Source organism: Halorubrum amylolyticum, from assembly GCF_004114995.1.
GTDB classification, from domain to species: Archaea; Halobacteriota; Halobacteria; order Halobacteriales; family Haloferacaceae; genus Halorubrum; species Halorubrum amylolyticum.
The window spans coordinates 40,350-58,398 of the sequence record NZ_SDJP01000013.1; the positions used below are offsets into that span (position 1 = coordinate 40,350).

At 68.2% G+C, this 18,049-nt stretch carries 21 protein-coding genes and 1 tRNA gene; 11 read left to right on the forward strand and 11 right to left on the reverse strand.

Going from position 1 to position 18,049, the window contains the following annotated elements:
* The first annotated feature begins 30 nt into the window (after positions 1–30).
* Positions 31–906 carry a hypothetical protein gene (locus ESO89_RS10415; RefSeq protein WP_128905448.1) on the forward strand — a complete coding sequence of 292 codons (876 nt, stop codon included), beginning with the start codon at positions 31–33 and terminating at the stop codon, positions 904–906.
* Positions 907–1,212: 306 nt separating this feature from the next.
* Here ESO89_RS10415 and ESO89_RS10420 read toward each other — a convergent pair.
* Positions 1,213–1,287: transfer RNA gene (locus ESO89_RS10420), tRNA-Arg, on the reverse strand.
* 111 nt (positions 1,288–1,398) lie between these two features.
* On the opposite strand from ESO89_RS10420, the gene ESO89_RS10425 reads away from it, so the two are divergent.
* Together ESO89_RS10425 and ESO89_RS10430 are read left to right on the forward strand one after the other, a co-directional pair.
* Entirely contained in the window at positions 1,399–2,055 is a 657-nt protein-coding gene (locus ESO89_RS10425) for an AAA family ATPase (protein ID WP_128905449.1), read from the forward strand.
* A complete protein-coding gene (locus ESO89_RS10430; RefSeq protein ID WP_128905450.1) occupies positions 2,052–2,504 on the forward strand; it encodes an RNA-binding domain-containing protein in 453 nt (150 codons plus the stop codon). The genes ESO89_RS10425 and ESO89_RS10430 overlap by 4 nt, the downstream gene beginning before the upstream one ends.
* Positions 2,505–2,556: 52 nt before the next feature.
* Here the strand turns inward: ESO89_RS10430 and ESO89_RS10435 are convergent, their stop codons facing one another.
* From ESO89_RS10435 to ESO89_RS10445, 3 genes are all read right to left on the reverse strand, one after another.
* On the reverse strand, positions 2,557–3,132 hold the full coding sequence (locus ESO89_RS10435; protein WP_128905451.1) for a transporter: 576 nt from the start codon (positions 3,130–3,132) through the stop codon (positions 2,557–2,559).
* Between the two features lie 167 nt (positions 3,133–3,299).
* Positions 3,300–4,220 carry a DMT family transporter gene (locus tag ESO89_RS10440; RefSeq protein ID WP_128905452.1) on the reverse strand — a complete coding sequence of 307 codons (921 nt, stop codon included), beginning with the start codon at positions 4,218–4,220 and terminating at the stop codon, positions 3,300–3,302.
* A gap of 96 nt (positions 4,221–4,316) precedes the next feature.
* Positions 4,317–4,988 (reverse strand): ArsR/SmtB family transcription factor, encoded by a 672-nt coding sequence (locus ESO89_RS10445; protein WP_128905453.1) that lies wholly within the window; start codon positions 4,986–4,988, stop codon positions 4,317–4,319.
* Between the two features lie 141 nt (positions 4,989–5,129).
* Here ESO89_RS10445 and gpmI point away from each other — a divergent pair, with 141 nt between their 5' ends.
* Complete coding sequence (gene gpmI, locus ESO89_RS10450) at positions 5,130–6,770, forward strand: 2,3-bisphosphoglycerate-independent phosphoglycerate mutase (RefSeq protein WP_128905454.1); 1,641 nt, start codon at positions 5,130–5,132, stop codon at positions 6,768–6,770.
* Positions 6,771–6,847: 77 nt separating this feature from the next.
* Entirely contained in the window at positions 6,848–7,990 is a 1,143-nt protein-coding gene (locus tag ESO89_RS10455) for a thiolase family protein (RefSeq protein WP_128905455.1), read from the forward strand.
* A 41-nt stretch (positions 7,991–8,031) separates the two neighbouring features.
* Here the strand turns inward: ESO89_RS10455 and ESO89_RS10460 are convergent, their stop codons facing one another.
* Complete coding sequence (locus ESO89_RS10460) at positions 8,032–8,955, reverse strand: bifunctional methylenetetrahydrofolate dehydrogenase/methenyltetrahydrofolate cyclohydrolase (RefSeq protein WP_128905456.1); 924 nt, start codon at positions 8,953–8,955, stop codon at positions 8,032–8,034.
* Between the two features lie 105 nt (positions 8,956–9,060).
* Positions 9,061–9,837 (reverse strand): aldo/keto reductase, encoded by a 777-nt coding sequence (locus ESO89_RS10465; RefSeq protein WP_128905457.1) that lies wholly within the window; start codon positions 9,835–9,837, stop codon positions 9,061–9,063.
* 173 nt (positions 9,838–10,010) lie between these two features.
* On the opposite strand from ESO89_RS10465, the gene ESO89_RS10470 reads away from it, so the two are divergent.
* Positions 10,011–10,604, forward strand: a complete 594-nt coding sequence (locus ESO89_RS10470) for a hypothetical protein (protein WP_128905458.1) — start codon at positions 10,011–10,013, stop codon at positions 10,602–10,604.
* 5 nt (positions 10,605–10,609) lie between these two features.
* Here the strand turns inward: ESO89_RS10470 and ESO89_RS10475 are convergent, their stop codons facing one another.
* Positions 10,610–11,395, reverse strand: coding sequence for a hypothetical protein (locus ESO89_RS10475; RefSeq protein ID WP_128905459.1), 786 nt, complete (start codon positions 11,393–11,395; stop codon positions 10,610–10,612).
* Positions 11,396–11,537: 142 nt separating this feature from the next.
* On the opposite strand from ESO89_RS10475, the gene ESO89_RS10480 reads away from it, so the two are divergent.
* A complete protein-coding gene (locus ESO89_RS10480; protein WP_128905460.1) occupies positions 11,538–12,341 on the forward strand; it encodes a hypothetical protein in 804 nt (267 codons plus the stop codon).
* A gap of 50 nt (positions 12,342–12,391) precedes the next feature.
* Here the strand turns inward: ESO89_RS10480 and ESO89_RS10485 are convergent, their stop codons facing one another.
* Together ESO89_RS10485 and ESO89_RS18550 are read right to left on the reverse strand one after the other, a co-directional pair.
* Positions 12,392–13,075 carry an HAD family hydrolase gene (locus tag ESO89_RS10485; protein WP_128905461.1) on the reverse strand — a complete coding sequence of 228 codons (684 nt, stop codon included), beginning with the start codon at positions 13,073–13,075 and terminating at the stop codon, positions 12,392–12,394.
* Positions 13,076–13,178: 103 nt separating this feature from the next.
* The gene (locus tag ESO89_RS18550; RefSeq protein WP_164932778.1) at positions 13,179–13,319 is read right to left on the reverse strand and encodes a hypothetical protein; all 141 of its coding nucleotides are present in this window, start codon (positions 13,317–13,319) and stop codon (positions 13,179–13,181) included.
* 124 nt (positions 13,320–13,443) lie between these two features.
* Between ESO89_RS18550 and ESO89_RS10490 the strand changes: the two genes are divergently transcribed.
* Positions 13,444–14,583, forward strand: coding sequence for a CBS domain-containing protein (locus tag ESO89_RS10490; RefSeq protein WP_128905462.1), 1,140 nt, complete (start codon positions 13,444–13,446; stop codon positions 14,581–14,583).
* 213 nt (positions 14,584–14,796) lie between these two features.
* On the opposite strand, the gene radB is transcribed toward ESO89_RS10490, so the two are convergent.
* Both radB and ESO89_RS10500 read right to left on the reverse strand, forming a co-directional pair.
* Positions 14,797–15,504, reverse strand: a complete 708-nt coding sequence (radB, locus tag ESO89_RS10495; RefSeq protein WP_128905463.1) for a DNA repair and recombination protein RadB — start codon at positions 15,502–15,504, stop codon at positions 14,797–14,799.
* Positions 15,505–15,684: 180 nt separating this feature from the next.
* Entirely contained in the window at positions 15,685–15,891 is a 207-nt protein-coding gene (locus ESO89_RS10500) for a cold-shock protein (RefSeq protein ID WP_004046191.1), read from the reverse strand.
* Between the two features lie 171 nt (positions 15,892–16,062).
* Between ESO89_RS10500 and ESO89_RS10505 the strand changes: the two genes are divergently transcribed.
* The 3 genes from ESO89_RS10505 to ESO89_RS10515 are packed head-to-tail and all read left to right on the forward strand — an operon-like array spanning position 16,063 to position 18,006.
* Positions 16,063–16,758, forward strand: coding sequence for an SCO family protein (locus tag ESO89_RS10505; protein WP_128905464.1), 696 nt, complete (start codon positions 16,063–16,065; stop codon positions 16,756–16,758).
* A complete protein-coding gene (locus ESO89_RS10510; RefSeq protein WP_128905465.1) occupies positions 16,755–17,321 on the forward strand; it encodes a TlpA family protein disulfide reductase in 567 nt (188 codons plus the stop codon). Before ESO89_RS10505 ends, ESO89_RS10510 begins: the two co-directional genes overlap by 4 nt.
* 19 nt (positions 17,322–17,340) lie before the next feature.
* The gene (locus ESO89_RS10515; protein ID WP_128905466.1) at positions 17,341–18,006 is read left to right on the forward strand and encodes a cytochrome c biogenesis protein CcdA; all 666 of its coding nucleotides are present in this window, start codon (positions 17,341–17,343) and stop codon (positions 18,004–18,006) included.
* The last annotated feature ends 43 nt before the right edge of the window (positions 18,007–18,049 follow it).

Consider the following 18,049-nt stretch of genomic DNA (forward strand, 5'->3'; position numbering starts at 1 on the left):
GCTCACATCTGGTTAGGTGACAAATAGTAAATGACAGATGCACCCTATCTACCATGGCGAGAATCAAGAGGGGTGTCCAGTCTTTCGGATATTGATATTCTAAAAGAAATCGGTGAGAATGATGGACTATCTATTAATCAGTTATCCAGATCCCGCAGATCAAAAAGCCAACTTCGACTTCAATGCAAATATTTAGAGAGAATAGGTTTAGTAAATACAGAAGGGAATGAATTGTATAGCTTATCTAATGAAGGTCAAAAGGTAATAACCGGTGAACTCAAACGTCCACAGTCGGATGGTTATTTTGATCTTAACAAGTTGTTGGATTTAACAGACGTTAGAATAACTGATTTATCATTATTAAACCAGCAAGATATAAAACAAACAAATTATGACATCTTCAGAGAGACGAGGGACCCTGATCGGAAATCAGAACATGAATATTCTGTTGATGTTCGAGATCCTAGGCAGGAGTGCCGAAAGGTACTATCTGCAAAAAAGTGGAAGTTAGATCGAATAATTCGTGAATTCCCTCGGACAGAGCCGATAACGTCTCAGTGTGCTCATTGGGTAACCACCCTTGTTTCATTCCACCTATTTCCTGACGCTAATCACCGAACTGCGATGCTCACATTGGGCAGACTAATGATGAGTAATGAAATAATTGATGAAAATCATGAATGGCCCGGGAGTGACATTGATATTGGAAAAGCAGTTTTGCTCTCTAAGTATCATCGTCATTTATATCCAGAGCGTAAATTTGAACGGCTCTGGAAACAAAATACACTGTATTGGCACTGGCATCAATATTTTAAACATTTATTATTTGATATCGAATATCCAGCATTGACCTATCATACTGAGCAAGATCTACGTGAGAAATTGAAAAGGATTAGAGAAAACTAGAATCTATTCGGAATCCACAGTTCCCATTTTAACGTAGGCACTCTTTCTTTTTTCCATGTGCTTCTGCATTTTTTCTTCTAACTCTTGACGGTCCATACCCAATATCCTGTCTGGTAGCGTCTTATACTTTGTCTCATCTTTCCCTAGCAACTTTGCCGGAAGCAAATAATAGTACAAGTGCCGTTTCTGTCAGTCACACCAGTATAAACATCTCTTTAAAACCAGAGGCGTTCGCTCGCTACGCGCGACTGATAGGGTTCGAATCCCCTGCGTGCCGGTCCGCTCGTTGCTGCGTTCCTCGCTGTACGGGCACAGTGGGATTCGAACCCACGACCGTCGGATTAGAAGTCCGACGCTCTATCCGGGCTGAGCTATGTGCCCTCATTCCGAGTTCTCTCACCCAGTGCCAAAAACGCCGACGGTTCGCGTCGGCGTCGACCGCGCCACGTCCCAACAGCAGACCTAAGTCCGGCACGGGACTACTCGCCGCTAATGAACGTTATCGGAACCGTCGGCCTCCCCGGCAGCGGGAAGGGGGAGGCGGCGAACGTAGCCGAAGAGGCGGGGATTCCGGTCGTCGTCATGGGCGACGTGATCCGGGCCGAGTGCCGCCGACGCGGGCTCAACCCGGCCGAACACCACGGCCGGATCGCGGGCACGCTCCGCGAGGAGGAGGGCGACGACGCGATCGCCGCCCGCACGCTCCCGCGGATCCGTGAGGCGGCGGCCGAGAGCGAGGGCGACACCGTCCTCGTCGACGGGCTCCGATCGACCGTCGAACTGGAGCGCTTCCGCGAGGCGTTCGGCGACGACTTCACGCTGGTGGCGGTCCACGCCCCCTTCGAGGTCCGCGCCGAGCGGCTCGGCGAGCGCGGCCGCGACGACTCCGACGCCGACCTAGGGGCCCTCCGCGAGCGCGACGAGCGGGAGCTCGACCTCGGCCTCGGCGAGACGCTCGAACGGGCCGATGTCGAGATCGACAACACCGGGTCGCTGGCGGCGTTCCGACGCCGCGTCCGGGAGGTGCTCGGCGTCGCAGAGGAGGAAGACGATGGGGAGGGTGACGATGAGGAGGACGCCGACACGGATCCGGACGCCGATCCGGACGCCGACCCCGCGACCGCGAACGCCGGAGGTGACGGCTCGTGATCTACAGCGTCGACGTGCGGATCGAGGCCCCCGTCCGCGACACCGAGGTGACCGACCGGGTCGCCGACGCGGTCCGGAACGTGTTCCCGGACGCGGAGCCGGCCCACGAGGACGGCCGGCTGGTCGCCGAGGCGCACACCCTCGACGCCTTCTCCGACGTGCTCCACGAACAGGAGATCCTCGACACGGCCCGGCGGGTATTCCTGCAGAACTGCACCGACGAGGGGTTCGACTTCTCGTTAAAGAAGCAGGCGGCGTTCGAGGGCGTCGTCAACTTCGCGGTCGGCGAGACGGACGAGCTCGGCGAGATCGACGTCGAGGTCCGCGTCCGAGAGCCGGACGTCGAGGCGTTCATCGACTACGTCGCGCCCGAGACGGACGGGGGGCGTCCCGTCGACCCCGAGCGGGAGTACGGCGACCGGATCGACCCCGAGGACGCGGAGTACTGACGGGTCCGAGACGCGCCGCCGGAACGCGTCACCGGGACGCGGTGCCGCCGACTCAGTCGCTCAGCAGCGACGAGGCCGCCCCGCCGATCGCACCGAAGACCGCCGGATAGACGGCGCCGGCGAGCAGCACCGCGGTGACGAGGTCGGGCGCCACGGTCCCGTCGCCCACGGCGTACCGGAACAGGAACGCCCCGATCACCGCGAGCGGGAGGTAGCCGGCGAGGACGAACGCGCCGGCCTGCGCCCCCTCGACCGGGTTGTCGGCGTTCGCGGTCCGCCCGGCGACGGCGCCGGCGAGGAGGAGCAGGATCGGCGGGACAACGAAGAGGAACGTCAGCGACCCGCCCTCGGCCTGCGTGATGAGGTTCGTCGACTGTGCCCCGCCGATCAGCGAGGGAACGTCGACGTCGACGAAGTGGGCGTTGTAGAACATCCAGCCGGCGGCCTGCCACGTGGAGATCGGATCGCCGCCGAACAGGTCGGCGAAGAAGTTGATTCCCGACAACCCCTCCTCGATCCGGTCGCCCTGCGTGACGTACACGACCAGATAGCCGAGGATGTACGCGACGGCGCCGCCCGTAGCGCCGGCGATTCCACGCGTTCGGCTCGATCGTTCGGGGACGGACATGTGCCCGGGGTCGTTTCGGCTCTCATAAGTGTCTGTTGGCTCGGCGGGGCTCGTTCCCGAACGTATTCGGCCGCGTCACGCGCCCGGAACCGTTCCGTCCGCACCCTCGTCGCTACGCGGTCGTCGGGTCTTCGTCGCTCCGACCTCACGGCGACGGCGCGCTCGCGTCATCCGACCACGCCGTACTCGCGGAGCGCGTCTCGGAACGCCACCCGCTTCACCAGCGCGAAGCCGAGGCAGATGATCAGGAAGCCGGCGACGGTGGTGGGAGTGATCGCCTCGCTCAAGAACAGCCACCCGGAGATCGCGGCGAACACCGGTGCGACGTACGAGACGAGGTTGATCTCGATCGGCCCGAGCCGGTCGAGGAGATCGAAGTAGATGAGGAAGCCGAGCCCGCTGGCGACGATCGAGAGGTATCCGAGCGCGAGCACCGCCTCGGTGGTCCATGCCACGTCGGCGACCGACTCGCCGAGCGCGAGCGACAGCAGGTGCGTCAACAGGGCGCCGACGAGCATCGACCACGCCTCCATCGTCTCGATCGGGAGATCGTCGTCGGACGCCCGCGTCAGCACCGAGCCGAGCGCGAACGACGCCGCCGCCAGCAACACGAGGAGCTTCGCGATCGTGCCGCCGCCGGCGAGGTTGCTCGGGTCCGGCGCGGCCAGCACGACCGCCCCGACGAGCCCGACCAAGAGGCCGATCACGCCGACGACCGTCAGCCGCTCGGAGGGGAGGAAGGCGCGCGCGAAGACGGTCGTCAACACGGGCGAGAGGCTGACGATCACGGCGGCGACCGCGCTCGTCACGGCGGGATCGCTCTCGCCGACGAAGAGGAACGCGTGGTAGGCGGCGATGATCAGCGTCGCGCCGACGGCGACGGTGGTCCACTCGTCGCGCCCCCGCGGGATCGGGTCGTCGACGACGTACGCCGCGTACGCGAGCATGACGACGCCCGCGATGTCGAAGCGGAACGCGGCGAAGAGCACCGGCGGGAAGTACGCCAGCCCGGCGTTGATCGCCATGAACGCCGAGCCCCACACCGCGGCGAGGACGAGAAACAACGCGAGATTCCGTGTTCGGCTCACGCACCGACCTCTCCCGGGAGCGCGCCAAAAGGTTCCGAAAGCGGCCGGCCGTGCAGGGATCGGTGCCCCGCGGAGACGACCCCCGATCGCCGCCCCCTACCGTATCCGGTAGCGGTCCACGTCGTCGGAGCCGTCGCGGGCGACGACCCCCACGTCGGCGAGCCGCCGGAGCGCGTCCGCGACCGTCTCCTGGCGGGCGCCGACCTCGTCGGCGACCGCCGCGGAGGTGCCGTCGGTCTCGACCAGCGCAGCGAGGACGGCCGCGAAAAAGCGGCTGTCCGACTCGGTGCCGAGCCGCTCGTCGATCTCCGCCAGCGTGTCCTCCACGCGGCCCTGCACCCACCGCTGGGCCAGCGAGAGCTCCCGATCGAGGTCCTGGAGCCGGCCGAACTCGCCGGCGAGGTCGCCCAGATCGCTCGACGGTCCGGACCCGTCGGGGGTCTCTATCGAGAGGTGTTGGCACCGCGCCGCCATGTCGAAACTGTTCTTCGCGGGGTACGCGCTCTTCGCGCCGAAGCCGTACGGGGAGACGCTCACCTCCAGCCGGAGGCTCCGCGCGATTCGGAAGTACTTGCGGCGCTGGTCGTCGGTGGTCGACTCGATGAGGCCGGCCTCCTCCAGCTTCCGCAGGTGGTCGATCACCGCCTTCGGGCTCACGTCGAGGTACTCCGAGATCTCCGTGACGTAACAGGGCTTGGTGGCGAGCAGCCGGAGGATGCGCCGCCGGTTCTCGTTGCCGAGGAGATCGAGCAGTACCGCGGAGTCCATTAACGTATAGTTAGCGTCGGAACGGGAAAAGGCTGACTTAGCCGGAACGGGCCGGTCGCCCGCTTCCCGGCACTCGTCGGCGTCGCGTTCGGCGGTCGCCCGGAGCGAAGGGTAGTTACCCCGCCGCCGGGAACTGGCGGCATGGACACGGCGCTCATCATTCTCGACGGATGGGGTCTCGGCGGCGGAGCGGGCGGAGACGACGGGGACGGACCCGGCGGCGAGGACGGCGAGGACGGCGAGACGGTCGACCCCTCGGGTCGACCGGCGGGCCGCGACGCGGTCGCGGCGGCCGACACGCCGACGTTCAATGCCGCGACCGAGCGCGGCGCGGACGGCCGGCTCGTCGTCCACGGGCGACGCGTGGGGCTCCCGGAGGGCCAGATGGGGAACTCCGAGGTCGGCCACCTGAACATCGGCGCGGGGCGGGTCGTCAAGCAGGCGTACACCCGCATCTCGGACGCGCTCGCGGAGGGGTCGCTGTCCGACAACGACGCTATCGCGGACGCGCTCGACCACGCGAAGTCGACCGGCGGGCGGGTCCACTTCATGGGGCTCGTCTCCGACGGCGGCGTCCACTCGGACGTGGAGCACCTGCTGGCGCTGATCGACGCCGCCGCCGACGCCGGCGTGCCGGCGACGAGCCACGCGTTCACGGACGGCCGCGACACCGCCCCGGAGATCGCCGACCGGTTCCTCGCGGACGTGACCGCGAAGGCCGACGAGCGGGGGACCGGCCACGTCGCGACCGTGACGGGCCGCTATCACGCGATGGACCGCGACGATAACTGGGAGCGGACGAAGAAGGCGTACGACGCCATCGTCGAGCGCGAGGCGCCTCACGAGGCCGAGACGGCGGTCGATGCCGCGACCGAGGCGCACGCACGCGGCGAGACGGACGAGTTCATCGAGCCGACGCTCGTGGACGACGAGCCCGCGCTCGCCGACACCGATGAGCAAAGCTCATCGAGCGATCGAGGCAAGCTCGATGACGGCGACGCGGTCGTCTTCTTCAACTTCCGGGCGGACCGCGCCCGGCAGCTGGTTCGGATGCTCACCGACACGCGGCCGGCGTGGGAGTTCGATCTGGACCAGCCCGACATCCGGATGACGACGATGACCGAGTACGACGAGACGTTCGACTTCCCGGTGGCGTTCCCGCCGGAAATGCCCGAGAACACCATCGGCGAGGTCGCCTCCGAGGCCGGGCTCACGCAGCTCCGGATCGCCGAGTCGGAGAAGTACCCGCACGTGACGTACTTCCTCAACGGCGGCCGCGAGGTGGAGTTCCCCGGAGAGCGCCGCGAGATCGTCGAGAGCCCGGACGTGCCGACGTACGACCAGCAGCCGGAGATGTCGGCCCCGGCGGTGACCGACGAGGCGGTCGGGATCATCGAGGCCGACGACCCGGACCTGCTGGTGTTGAACTACGCGAACCCCGACATGGTCGGCCACACCGGCGACTTCGACGCCGCGGTCGAGGCGGTCGAGGCGGTGGACGCGCAGCTCGACCGGCTCCTCAACGCGGTCGCCGACGCGGGCGGGCACGCGGTCGTGACGGCCGACCACGGCAACGCCGACGACATGGGGACCCTCGAAGATCCCCACACCGCGCACACGTTCAACCCGGTCCCGTTCGTCTACCTGACGCCCGAGGGCGACGACGGGGAACGCGAGGTCCGCGAGGGCGGTTCCCTCTGCGACATCGCCCCCACGCTCGTGGACCTGATCGGCGTCGATCGGCCCGGGGAGATGACCGGCGAGAACCTCCTGACGGAATGAGCGGAAAACGGTAAACTGCGGTCGGATTCCCTCGGGTTCCACGCCGTTTTAAGTTCCTGACCGGCCAGTGATCGTTCATGACAGACGAGACCACCCCGGTTATCGCCGCCGCCTACCGAACGCCGCAGGGACGCGACGGGGGCGTCTACGCGGACGTCCGCAGCGAGGACCTCTCGACGCGGCTCATCGACCACACGCTCGCGGAGACGGGGCTGACGAGCGACCACGTCGACGACCTGATGTGGGGGGTCGCCCAGCAGCGGACCGAGCAGGACAACAACGTCGCCCGCGTCATCGCGTTGCTCTCGGACCTCGGCGAGTCGGTGCCGGCGACCTCGATCAACCGCTGGTGCGCCTCGTCGATGCAGGCGGTCATCTCGGCGTCGGACGCGATCGCGGCCGGGAACCGCGACTGCGTCATCGCCGGCGGGGTCGAGAACATGAGCCGCGTCCCGATGGACGGCGACTCCTACCAGCACCTCCACCCCGAGCTCTCGGAGAAGTACAACGTCTTCCAGCTCCAGATGGGGATGACGGCCGAGAAGGTCGCCGAGGAGTACGGCGTGAGCCGCGAGGCGCAAGACGAGTACGCCGCCCGGAGCCACCAGCGCGCCGCCGAGGCGACCGAGTCGGGCCGGTTCGACGACGAGATCGTTCCCGTGGAAACCGACGACGGGCTCGTCGAGGAAGATGAGGGAATTCGCCCGGACACGACCGCCGAGAAGCTCGCCGACCTCTCGCCCGCGTTCACGGGGGACGGGACGGTGACCGCGGGGAACTCCTCGCAGATCTCCGACGGCGCGTCGCTGACGCTCGTCACGAGCAAGGCGTTCGCGGAGGACCACGGACTCGATGTGCTCGCGGAGGTCGGCACGAACGCGGTCGCCGGCGTCGACCCGACCGTGATGGGGATCGGCCCGGTGCCCGCGACCCGGAGCCTGCTCGACCGCGCCGGCCGGACCGTCGACGACTACGACCTCGTGGAGCTCAACGAGGCGTTCGCCTCCCAGTGCGAGTACTCCCGCCGAGAACTCGGCGTCGACGAGGAGATCTACAACGTCAACGGCGGCGCCATCGCCATCGGCCACCCACTCGGCGCCTCCGGCGCGCGGCTCCCCGTCACCCTGATCCACGAGATGCGGAAGCGCGACGCCGACCGCGGGCTCGCGACGCTGTGCGTCGGATTCGGGCAGGGCGCGGCGATCGAGTTCAGCCGCTGACGCCGCCGCGTCGCCGACGGCGCCCTCCCCTCCCGCCGTCGCTACGACAGGTCGAGGTCCACGCCCCGCTGGAGTCCGGCCGCCTTCACCGTGTTGTAGAGGAGCATCGCGCGCGTCATCGGCCCGACGCCGCCGGGGACGGGGGTGATCGCGCCGGCGACCCCCTTCGCCGACTCGTACTCCACGTCGCCGACGAGCTCGTACCCCTTCTCCGTGTCCGCGTCGACCCGGTTGATCCCCACGTCGATCACGGTCGCGCCCTCCTTGAGCATCGAGCCGTCGATGAACTCCGGGACCCCGACGGCGGCGATGACGATGTCCGCGGTCGACAGCGTCTCTTCCAAGTCCTCGGTCCGCGAGTGACAGACGGTCGTGGTCGCGTTGCCGACCGGCCCCTTCTGGACGAGGAGGTTCGCCATCGGCTTCCCGACGATGTCGGACCGTCCGACGACGACCGCGTCGGCGCCCTCGGTCTCCACGTCGTACGCCGCCAGCAGCTTCTGGACGCCGTGGGGCGTGCAGGGCTTGAACCGGGCGTCGCCCGCGACGAGCCGGCCGACGTTCTCGGGGTGGAAGCCGTCGACGTCCTTCTCGGGGACGATCCGCCGAAGCACGCGGCGCTTGTCGACGTGGTCGGGGAGCGGAAGCTGGACGAGAACCCCGTGGACGTCCTCGCGCTCGTTGAGGTCGTCGATGGTTCCGTACAGCTCCTCTGCCGGGGCGTCGGCGTCGATCTCGACGTGAACGCTCTCGATACCGACCTCCTCGCAGTCGCGCTGTTTCATCGAGACGTACGTCTCGCTCGCGGGGTCGTCGCTCATCAGCACCGTGGCGAGCCCCGGCGTCACGCCCTCCGCCTCCAGCGTCTCGACGCGGGCAGCCACCTCGTCGCGCACGTCGGCGGCGACCGCCTCGCCGTCGATGATCCGCGTCCCGTCGGCGTCCTCACCGGTGGTCTCGGTCATACCGAATCCGTGGGCGAGGCGATATAAAAACGACGCGGGATCGTGTCTATCTCTCGGCTGTGCCGAAGATAAATATCCAGTAATGTGGATCGTACTCGCCGCCGTTCACTCCGGAAACAGCTCCGCCTCGCGTTCGACGGCGTCGATGGCGGCGATCTCGTCGGGCGTCAGATCGAGGTCGGCGGCCGCGAGGTTCGCGCGGAGGTGGCGCTCGCTCGACGCCTTCGGGATCGTCACGACCGGGTCCTTCGCGGTCGCCCACGCGATCGCGACCGACTCGGGCGTCGCGTCGTGCGCCTCGGCGACCTCGACCACGGCGTCGACCTCGTTCACTCGCCCGCCGGCCAGCGGCGAGTAGGCGACCACGGCGTACCCGTGCTCGCGGGCGTGTTCGAGGAGTTCCGGCCGGTAGAACAGGGGGTGGAACTCCGTCTGGTGGGCCGCGAGCGGCGCGTCGAGAACGTCGATCGCGCGGTCGAGGTCGTCGATCTCGAAGTTCGAGACGCCGACCTCGCGCACGACTCCCTCGTCGACGAGTCGGTCGAGTGCCGGGAGAGTCTCCGCCGGGTCGTACGCCCCGCGCGGGCGGTGGACGTACAAGAGGTCGAGCGTCGCCACGCCGAGGAGGTCGGCGCTCTCGCGGGCGATGGGTCCCACGTCCTCGGCGGCGAGGTCGTCGACCCACAGCTTCGTGGCGACGGTGACGTCGTCGCGGTCGCGGTCGCCGTCGGCCAGCCACGCGGCGATCCCCTCGCCGACGACGGCCTCGTTGCCGTAGATCCGGGCGGTGTCGAGGTGGCGGTAGCCGAGCGAGAGCGCGGCCGCGACCGGTTCCGGGTCGTCGATCCCCATCGTTCCGAGCCCGACGGGCGGAAGGTGCATGCCCGCACCTCGGTCCGACCGACGCAAAAACCGATCGGCTCGTCGAGGGACCGCCCGGCGGCCCTCGCCGTCGGTGCCTCATTTTATCACGAACGCCCGCGAAGCGAGGGTATACCCTCCATGTCGCAGCCAGCCGCGCCGCGTTCGAAAGCCCGGTCCCCGTCGACGAGCCGATGACGCGTTCGACGAGTGGCCACGGAGCGTGGACGTTCGAAACGGTTTGCGGTTCGGTCCGCGTCGCCCCCGGTGAGCTCCGGCTCCGGCGCGGCGTCCTCGGGAGCCTCACAGCGGTGCGCGCGCTCGCCGCCGGTCGGGCTCCGCCCGCGTTCCGCGACCTCAGTTGGACCGGCGTCGCGGGACTCACGGCGGTCGCCACCACCGCGACGGAGTGGTTCCTGAGCGGGGGCGGAACCGTGCAGTTGGGGCTCGGGCTGTTGGGCGCGGTCACCGCGGTCGGCGGCGGCGTCGTCAGCGCCGCCCGCGACCGGACCACGACCGTGCCGCTTCGCGATGTCGACCACGTCGCCTTCGCCGACGGCGAACTCGTCGTCGTTCATCGAGACGGAGAGGGCGACAGCGAGGAAGGGGACCGCGGAGAGGAGCGGATCAGACCGATCGACGACGCGGCGCGGGCGGACGCCGCGGTCGCGCTCAGTCTCCGCGGCGTCGAGCTCCGCGGCGCCGAGGACGACGAGGCGGTCTCCCGCACGGTCGTCGACGCCCCGAAGACGGCGCTCCTCGCCGGGTCCGAACCGAGCGAGAGATAGCCGATCTAGCTCGAGAACGAGACCGCCCGGTCGAGGACCTCGTACCCCTGCGCCGCCAGCACGTCGGCGTAGTACCGCTCGGCGACGAGCCCCTGTGGCAGTCGGCGGAGACCGAACCGCCGCGCGGGGCGTAGCTCCACGTCGACGAGAGTCGCCGATTCGCCGGGAGGTACCTCCGGCTCCGCCTCCCCGCCGCCGAGCGACTCGTCCTCCCGGACCGTGACCTCGTACGCGCCCCATGGTCGCCCGTCGGCCGTCGCGTCGAGGTCGACGACCGCGACGGCCTCGGCCGGTGTCTCCCCGTCGTCGGACGCCTCGTTGGGCCTCGTCACGTCGACGTCGAGGTCCAGCGACACGGATCGAAGCCCGAGGAGGTACGAGAACGCGTAGGTCGCGTCCGGGGCGGTTCCGGTGTCGGGCTCGTTCCCGTCCACGCCTCCGCGCTCGTCGGCCCCCGGGACGACCTCGTCGGCGACACCCCACTGGAACGCGAGCACGGGCGGGGTCGCCGACGCGAACTCGTCGACCACCGTCTCCGGGTCGGCCTCCGCCCGGAGTCGGACCGTGCCGCGCCGTCGGAACACCGGGGCACGGAGAGCGACGAGGAGGACGACGGCCGCTCCCAGCGCCGGGAGCAGCGAGAGCGCGGCGAGCGCCCCGAGAAACGCTCCGACGGACGCAATGGCCGTGAGCCAACTGACGACGCGCTCGACGCGGTGGTACCGCCGGACGACCGACTGCACGCTCGACGGCTCCCGCTCGGTGCGCGGGCTCGTGGAGGGCGAGGGCATGGTCCCATCCTCGATGACCGATCGGATGTCGGTTTCGGTCGCTGTGAGTTTCGGCCGAGACGCCCGCATCCGTGCCGTTCGAATCGGTGCTGTGTCCCGGGCGCCGAAAGGACTACCCGCCGCGCGGGAGACGTAACCGCCGATGCACCCGCCCTCCACGCGGACGCTCCTCGCCGGCCTCGCCGGCGGGATCGCCCACCTGATCGGCGTCGAGGCGCTGTTCCGTCAGCTGGGTCACGTCCCCGAAACGCTGTGGCCGCTCGCGTCCCTCGGGAGCGCCCTCTCCATTTTCGCCGCGGGGTTCCTCGTCGCCGCTGCGACCGCCCACACCGGCCTGGCGTCGCTGCCGTCGGGACTCGCGGCGCTGCTGGGATGGGCGACGTACCGCGACGTGACGACGCCGGACCCGACGTGGTCGGAACTCGGCGGGCAGCTCGTCGTCGACGGCGACGTGTTCCTCACCAGCTACGTCGGCGCGTGGCACGTCTGGCTCGGCCTGCTCGCCGTCGCCGCCGCCGTCGAATTCGGACTGCGGCGGGAGTACGGGCTCGCCGACGCCCGGCTCCGGAGCCTCTCGTCGCCGGATGAAAGCGGACGCGACGACCGGAGCGTCACCGGAACCACCGCCATCGCGGTCGGTGGCGTTTTTGGAGTCGGCGTCGCCGCGCAGGCCGCCGGCGTCGGCGTCAGTCCAGCGGTGATCCTCCCGGTGCTGGTCGTCACGACGGGCGCGGTCGGCGGCGTCGCAGCCGCGGGTGCGCTCCGCGGACTCGTCACACCCGCGGTGGGATTCGCTGCGCTCGTCGTGCCGACGCTCCTCCGGACGACTCTCACGGGCGGCGAGGGGGGACCGGTCTTCCTGCTGCTTCTGGGACCGCTCGCGGTCGGACTCGCGCTCGTCGGGGCGGCCGAGGAGGCGCTCCGGCGGCGGCTTCGGGGCCGGTGAAGCGAGCGATCCGCGGACCTCGACCCCGACCGGCCGGTCGAGCCGCCGGCTCAGATCTCCTCGTCGGCGTCGACCGGAGCCCGCCCGCAGATGCTCACGAGGTCGTGGAGGTCGTCGATCTCGTAGGTGGGATGACAGGTGAGTTCGGTCGATCGCCGGTGCGGGCGCCGGACGAACGCGGAGTCGATGCCGGCGTTGTCGGCGGCGCGGACGTCCGACTCGTTGTCGCCGACGAAGATCGCGGTCTCGGCGCCGAGGTCTTCGAGGGCGCGCTCGAGGTAGTACGGCGACGGCTTCTTCCGCGAGAGGCTGGCGATCGAGGGTTCGCGGCCGTACGCGACCTCGAACCGCCCGGCGAGCCCGAAGTGGTCGAGGACCGCGTCGACGGTCGCCTGCTGGTTCGAGGAGACGACCCCGAGCGAGGCGTCGAGGTGACGGAGCGCGTCGACGTCGTCGTACGGGGTCTTGTGCCCGCTCCGCGCCGCGTCGACCTGCGCGGCCGCGGCGGTCTCGTCGCGGACCCGCCAGAACTCGACCGGATCGAGCCCGTAGCGCTCGCAGATGTCCGTCAGGGTCGCGGGGTCGACGCCGACGGCGACGTCGTCGACGTGAGACAGGTCCGGGTCCTCGACGCCGAGGCTCACGAAGGCGTCCCAGGCGGCCTCTCTGAGGGTGTCGAACGGGGTCCGGCCGACGAGGACCCCGTCCTTATCGAGGACGACGGCGTCGTACACGCCCCCCTCTCCGTCGGTAACCGGCAAAAGCCTTTCACCGGCCCGCCGACGTTCACGCGTTCGGCGGGATCACACGCCCAGCAGGATCACGCGCCCAGCAGGGTCACACGCCCAGCAGCCTGAGGACGAGCCCGACGAGCAGGACGATCGTCCCCACGAGCAGGCCGATGAACGGGATCGGAACCGGTAGCGGGATCACGACGAGCAGGAGTCCGATCGCGATCAGCGCCGTGGACAGTCGCATACCCCCTCTTCGGCGCCCGAACGGAAAGGTGTGCAGGGGCACGCCGTCGAGGGAGGCCGATCTCACTGGCGGGCACGCCTCCCGCACTTTCAATACCCGGCGCGTCCAACCCGCAGATTGGACCATGAATATTGTTGATATCGCGGTGCCGGAGTACGTCGAGGTCGACGTCAGCGAGCGACTCGCCAAGGTCCGGTCCATCTTCGAGCGCGAGAACCCGAAGGGGATCGTCGTCACCGAGGACGGCGGGTACGCGGGCGTGGTGGGCGAGAAACAGCTCATGCGCTCCCGGATGGAGGACGACACCAAGGTGTCGGCCGTGATGAAGTCGGCCCCGTCGGTCGACCGCCACGAGGACATCCGCGAGACCGCCCGGCTGCTCGTCGAGGGCGACGTGAAGATCGCGCCGGTGTACGAGGGCGAGAAGCTCTACGGGATCGTCACCGTTGACCAGATCCTCGAGGCCGTCCTCGACAGCCTCGACGCGATCACCGTCGGTCAGATCGCGAGCGAGGACGTGATCGGGATCAACGAGAAGGACAGCGTCGGGAGCGCGATCAACCGCCTCCGCGAGAACGGCGTCTCCCGGCTCCCCGTGCTCGACGAGGACGGCCGGCTCGTCGGGGTCGTCACCACCAACGACATCGTCGAGTTCGTCGTCCGCGACCAGGAGCGACAGGGGAGCGGCGACCGCGCCGGCGACATCGACCGGATGCTCGACATCCCCGTCTACGACATCATGTCGAGCCCCGTCGTCACCGCGACCGCCGAGGAGACCGCCGAAGCCGTCGTCGAGCGCATGTTCGACAACAAGGTGTCCGGGTTGGTCGTCACGCCGAAGGACGCCGACACCGTCGCCGGCATCGTGACGAAGACCGACGTGTTGCGCGCGCTCACGTTCACCGAGCAGGACTCGATGGACGTGCAGATCACCAACGTCGAGCTGCTGGACACCACGTCCCGCGAGCACATCGTCGAGTCCATCGAGCAGGTGGCGAACAAGTACGCGGACATGCACGTCATCCACGCGCACGTCCGGCTCCACGCCCACAAGGAGAAGCTCCGCGGCACCCCCCTGATCCAGTGTCAGATCCGCCTCCGCACCAACGAGGGGCAGGTCGGCGGCTCCGGCGAGGGGTACGGCGCCGAACACGCCTTCCACGTCGCGCTCGACAAGCTGGAGCGCAACGTCTTGGAGATCAAAGGCGTCAACGCCGACGAGGAGTACCGCGGCCAACTCCTCCGCAAGCTCGGCGAGCTGTAAGGCGATAGCGCCCGGCGCGACGGTCACCGGTTCCGTCGCCTTCGGCCGACTCCGGCCGTTTCGCCGCGACGATCTCCGCTTCCGTCTCCGTTTTCGCCGTCATCTTTGCCGCAGTTCGTCCCTCGCGCCGTCCGTAGCTGATTCGTTCCTCCGCCCCGTCCGCATCCGGTTCGTCCCTCGCCCCGTCCGCATCCGGTTCGCCGCGCGCGACGCTTACGCGTCGGCGCCCTCGGCGAGCCCGTCGGCGACGATCCGGAAGGTGGCGGTGTCGCCCGCGGGCTTCGAGCGGTGCTTTTCGAGGGTCGCCCGGCGGTTCCCGCCGCGGAACCGGTCGACGCGGACGATTGCGCCGGTCCAGTGGTTGAGGGTGTTGCCGCCGAGCGCGCGGTCGCGGTCGCCCTCGGGGTCGGTGAACACCTGATTCGTGATGACGACGGCGACGTCGTGTCGCCGGGCCAGAGAGAGGAGGTGCGTCACCTGCTTTGCGACCTTGCGGAGCGACTGGCCGCCCTCGGTGTCGCCGGCGCGTTCCAAGCGGTAGAAGCCGGTCGCGGAGTCCAACACGATCAGCTCGACCTCCTCCGCGAGCTCCTCGGCGTCGCGGACGGCCTCGCGCTGGTCGTCGAAGTCGTACGCCTCCGAGATCACCAGCCGCGAGGCGATCTCCTCGACCGTCTCGTCGGCGTCAGGACGGTCGGCTCGCCCCGCGGCCATCTGCTCGAACCGATCGATGGAGAGCCCCTCGGTGTCGATGTAGAGGGCGCGGTCGCCGCCGGCCGCGACCTCGACGGCCGCGGCGAGCGCGAGATTCGTCTTGCCGGCGGCGGGCGGGCCGTACACCTGCGTGACGACCCCGCGCTCGAACCCCCCGCCCAACAGGTCGTCGACCGGTCGACAGCCGGTCGGGATCGGATCGCTCACTGGAGAGGCTTCGCTCGCGCTCGTATTTAAACGGTCGATCGCTCGCCCGTGGAGGGCGGCGAAAGCGCCGTCGCTCGTCGAGCGTTGATACGTGTGAAAGAAACGGAGATGGCGTCGATCACGTCGAACGACGGCCGAAATCCGGTGTTGCGTGCGGACGCGCCGTCCGCGACTTGGGGGTTAGTTGCGCGTCAGGTTCGTCGCGCGCGGTCCCTTGGGGGACGATTCGATGTCGAATTCCACTTCCTGACCCTCCTCGAGGTCCGGGCCGCCGACGTCTTCCATGTGGAAGAACACGTCTTCGTCGTCGTCGAGGTCGCCGTCGTCAGTCGAGATGAAACCGTAGCCGCCAGTGTCGTTGAAGAAGTCAACCTTACCGTTTGCCATTGCAAACAAACGTACTGCCCGTTCGGGGATAACCCTTGCGAGGGTCACGGTACCATGACCGTCTCGGGGCAGACCCACATCCGCCGGGAGCCACGATCGATCGCCCGTATTCAACGCGCGCCATCAGGCGCGGGGTTCATTTACGAGCGTCCACGTAGGTCGGGTATCGACATGGATCGCCGCCACTTCCTCCGCTCGCTCGCCGCCACCGGCGTCGCCGCCGGAACGACCGCCACGGCCGGCTGTTCCGGCGTCATCGGCGACTCCGGCGCCGAGGGAACGGTCCTCGGCCCGCCGGAACAGACCCGCGGCGACCCGGTTCACCCGATCCACGGCGACGAGATGCCCGAGTTCAGCGTCCCCGATCCGATCACGGGCGAGGAGATCTCGACGGCGCAGTTCGAGGACGAACGCGCGTTCCTGTGGACCTCCTTCTACACGAACTGCCCCGACGGCGTCTGTCCGGCGCTGATCCTCCGACTACGGCGCACCCAGGAGGTTGCCGCCGAGGAGGGATTCGGCGACGAGGCCGCGTTCCTGCCGCTCACGTTCGATCCCGAGCGCGACACCGAAGAAGTCCTCCGCGAGTACGCGACCCAGCGCGGAGTCGACCTCGACGCCGGCAACTGGCACTTCCTGCGCCCCGAGAGCTACGAGGCGGGCGTGGAGCTGATGGACGAGAACTTCGGGCTCAAGATCGAGAAGACGAACGGATCAGAGTACGAGAACTTGGAGTACGCGTTCCCGCACTACGGGCTGATCCTGCTCGTCAACAAGCGGGGTATCGTCGAACGCTCGTATCCGAATGGCCCGGGCACCGACGTCGAACGGATCGTCGACGACTTCAGACAGGTGGTCACGGCGTGAGGCGACGACACCTTCTGGCCGGACTCGCGAGCGTCGGAGTTCTCGGTGGAGCGGGCGCCGTCGCGACCGGCGAGGTACCTGACGCGCTCGGCGGCGAGGCCGCCGGTAGTCAAACCAGCGGTGACGAACCGGAGCCGATCGAGCCGGTGACGCTCGACACTATCGAGGCACCCGGTAGTCGCGACGGCGAGGTAACGCTACCTGCCCCCGACCGGCCGACGTTCGTCGACTTCTTCGGGACGTGGTGTCCCCCCTGTGCCGAGCAGATGCCGGCCCTCGCGGAGGCCCACGATCGGATCGGCGACGAGGTACTGTTCGTTTCGGTGACAACGGAGCCAGTCGGCGACGCGGTCAGCGAGGAGACGGTGGTCGACTGGTGGCGCGAGAACGACGGCGACTGGCTCGTCGCGGCCGACGTGACGGCCGAACTCGCGTCGCGGTTTCCGATCGGTAGTTACCCGAGCGCACGGGCCATGGACGCCTCCGGACGCGTCCGCTGGGCCACTACCGGGACACACACCACGGAGGAGTTCGTCGCCGGCATCGAGAGAGCGCTCGACTGATGACGAGACGGATTGACCGATGACCGACGTTTCGCTCGCGACCAACGTCCCGTTCGCCGTGACCGCGGGGGTCGCGACGTTCTTCTCACCGTGCGCGTACCCGCTCCTCCCGGGGTACGTCGGCTTCTACGTGAACTCCGTCGAGGCCGACTCCGCGTCGGTCCTCGGGGCGGGGGTGCGCGGGGTCGCGGCCGCGGTCGGCGTGCTGGCGACGTTCGCGCTGCTCGCGGGCGCCACCGTCCGGATCGGCTACTCGACGCTGTCGAACATCACCGTCTTCGAGACGCTCGTCGGCGGACTTCTCGTCGTCTTCGGGCTGCTCGTGGTCTCCGGGCGCGCCCCGTCGATATCGGTGCCGCTGCCGGAGCGCCGCACCGGCGTGTTCGGATTCGGACTGTTCGGCGCGGGGTACGCGCTGGCCGGTGCCGGCTGCGTGGCGCCGGTGTTCCTCGGCGTCGTGGCCCGCGCGATCGCGCTCCCGTCAGAGACGGCGCTCCTCGTCCTCTCCGTCTACGCCGGTACCGTCTCCGTCCTGATGGCCGCGACGACCGTCGCGACGGGCGTAGGGCTGATCAGCAACGCCAACCGTGTGATGGCCCACGCCGGCCTGCTGAAGCGGATCGCGGGCGCGGTGATGATCCTCGCGGGCGTCGGACAGCTGTATCTCTCGCTCGTCGTCTACTGACCGGCGCCGGTGGCGATCGGCCGGCGACCCCCATATTCATATT